The organism is Pseudoalteromonas sp. 68 DY56-GL68, from assembly GCF_041414825.1.
In the GTDB taxonomy this organism is placed as follows: Bacteria; Pseudomonadota; Gammaproteobacteria; order Enterobacterales; family Alteromonadaceae; genus Pseudoalteromonas.
The window spans coordinates 1-3272 of record NZ_JAOCZL010000023.1; the positions used below are offsets into that span (position 1 = coordinate 1).

At 48.7% G+C, this 3272-nt stretch carries 1 rRNA gene; it reads right to left on the bottom strand.

What is annotated here, in order from left to right:
* Window positions 1-19 precede the first annotated feature (19 nt).
* Window positions 20-3180: ribosomal RNA gene (locus tag NYF15_RS19140) — 23S ribosomal RNA — on the bottom strand.
* Window positions 3181-3272: the final 92 nt, after the last annotated feature.

Sequence of the window (3272 nt, forward strand, 5' to 3'; positions counted from 1 at the left end):
AAAACGCGTTTGGCGTTGTATGGTTAAGCCTCACGGGTAATTAGTACAGGTTAGCTTAATGGCTCACACCACTTCCACATCCTGCCTATCAACGTTGTAGTCTTCAACGGCCCTTCAGAGACTTTAAAAGTCTAGTGAGAACTCATCTCGAGGCCTGCTTCGCGCTTAGATGCTTTCAGCGCTTATCAGTTCCGAACGTAGCTACCGGGCAGTGCCATTGGCATGACAACCCGAACACCAGCGGTTCGTTCACTCCGGTCCTCTCGTACTAGGAGCAACCCCTCTCAATTCTCAAACGCCCACGGCAGATAGGGACCGAACTGTCTCACGACGTTCTAAACCCAGCTCGCGTACCACTTTAAATGGCGAACAGCCATACCCTTGGGACCGACTTCAGCCCCAGGATGTGATGAGCCGACATCGAGGTGCCAAACACCGCCGTCGATATGAACTCTTGGGCGGTATCAGCCTGTTATCCCCGGAGTACCTTTTATCCGTTGAGCGATGGCCCTTCCATTCAGAACCACCGGATCACTATGACCTACTTTCGTACCTGCTCGACGTGTCTGTCTCGCAGTTAAGCTGGCTTCTACCATTACACTAACCGTACGATGTCCGACCGTACTTAGCCAACCTTCGTGCTCCTCCGTTACTCTTTGGGAGGAGACCGCCCCAGTCAAACTACCCACCAGGCACTGTCCGTAATCCCGATTAGGGACCAACGTTAGAACATCAACACTACAAGGGTGGTATTTCAAGGACGGCTCCACAAAGACTAGCGTCTCTGCTTCAAAGCCTCCCACCTATCCTACACATGTAGGGTCAATGTTCAGTGCCAAGCTGTAGTAAAGGTTCACGGGGTCTTTCCGTCTAGCCGCGGGTACACAGCATCTTCACTGCGATTTCAATTTCACTGAGTCTCGGGTGGAGACAGCGTGGCCATGGTTACACCATTCGTGCAGGTCGGAACTTACCCGACAAGGAATTTCGCTACCTTAGGACCGTTATAGTTACGGCCGCCGTTTACCGGGGCTTCGATCAAGAGCTTCGTCCGAAAACTAACCCCATCAATTAACCTTCCGGCACCGGGCAGGTGTCACACCGTATACGTCATCTTGCGATTTTGCACAGTGCTGTGTTTTTAATAAACAGTCCCAGCCACCTGGTCACTGCGGCTCCCGTCCGCTTAGAGAGTAAATCTCATCACAGATAGGAGCGTACCTTCTCCCGAAGTTACGGTACAATTTTGCCTAGTTCCTTCACCCGAGTTCTCTCAAGCGCCTTAGTATTCTCTACCTGACCACCTGTGTCGGTTTGGGGTACGATTCGGTATAATCTGAAGCTTAGAGGCTTTTCCTGGAAGTATGGCATCAGCAACTTCACCACCTTGGTGGCTCGTCTCGTATCTCAGTCTTAGCAACCCGGATTTTCCTAAGTCACCAACCTACTTACTTTCACATGGACAACCAACGCCATGCTTGCTTAGCCTGCTCCGTCCCCCCATCGCAATTATACCAAGTACGGGAATATTAACCCGTTTCCCATCGACTACGCCTTTCGGCCTCGCCTTAGGGGTCGACTTACCCTACCCTGATTAACATGGGATAGGAACCCTTGGTCTTCCGGCGTGCGGGTTTTTCACCCGCATTATCGTTACTCATGTCAGCATTCGCACTTCTGATACCTCCAGCAAACCTCCCGGTTCACCTTCAACGGCTTACAGAACGCTCCCCTACCACTCAAACAAAGTTTGAATCCGCAGCTTCGGTGCATAGTTTAGCCCCGTTACATCTTCCGCGCAGACCGACTCGACCAGTGAGCTATTACGCTTTCTTTAAAGGATGGCTGCTTCTAAGCCAACCTCCTGGCTGTCTGGGCCTTTCCACATCGTTTCCCACTTAACTATGACTTTGGGACCTTAGCTGGCGGTCTGGGTTGTTTCCCTCTTCACGACGGACGTTAGCACCCGCCGTGTGTCTCCCGGATAGTACTTTACGGTATTCGGAGTTTGCAAAGGGTTGGTAAGTCGGGATGACCCCCTAGCCTTAACAGTGCTCTACCCCCGTAAGTATTCGTCCGAGGCTCTACCTAAATAGATTTCGGGGAGAACCAGCTATCTCCCGGTTTGATTAGCCTTTCACTCCTAGCCACAGGTCATCCCCTAACTTTTCAACGTTAGTGGGTTCGGTCCTCCAGTTGATGTTACTCAACCTTCAACCTGCCCATGGCTAGATCACCGGGTTTCGGGTCTATACCTTGCAACTCAACGCGCAGTTAACGCTCGCTTTCACTACGGCTACCCTAATCGGTTAACCTCGCTACAAAATATAAGTCGCTGACCCATTATACAAAAGGTACGCAGTCACCCATCCCAAACATCTCTAAATAAGGCAGCTATGCTGCCTTAACTTGCAATTACACCTGTTTTTGACAACGTAATAGCTCAAACCAATTAGAATCTGAGTTGCACGTTCTAGGTGATGTATTGCTGACAGTTGACTCTTTTTTATTAATTTCTTTTGCTTCTACACTATTTAAAGACATAGAACCAAGTGCAATAACTAATAAAATGGTGCTTTTCATTTTTATTTCCTTTTTAGAACAATTAAATCCTTTGTACTACACACATCAAAGAAAAGAGGTTTGGTGATGGGCTCCTACTGCTTGTACGTACACGGTTTCAGGTTCTATTTCACTCCCCTCACAGGGGTTCTTTTCGCCTTTCCCTCACGGTACTGGTTCACTATCGGTCAGTTGGGAGTATTTAGCCTTAGATGATGGTCCACCTATATTCAGTCAAAGTTTCACGTGCTCCGACCTACTCGATTTCACTTAGATTGCATTTTCGTGTACGGGACTATCACCCTGTATCGTCAAACTTTCCAGAATGTTTCACTAACACAAAATAAGCTTAAGGGCTGGTCCGGTTTCGCTCGCCGCTACTTCCGGAATCTCGGTTGATTTCTGTTCCTACGGGTACTTAGATGTTTCAGTTCTCCGCGTTCGCCTCTTACACCTATGTATTCAGTGCAAGATACCTGCAAGCAGGTGGGTTTCCCCATTCGGAAATCCTAGTCTCAAGTGCTTTTTACTAGCTTGACTAGGCTTATCGCAAGTTAATACGTCCTTCATCGCCTCCAACTGCCAAGGCATCCACCGTGTACGCTTAGTCACTTAACCATACAACCCAAACGGGTCTTTGTTAGTGACAGCTGTTAACTTCGCCAGAAGTTAATTCATCAAATAATGATGAGAATACTAAAGTAGATACC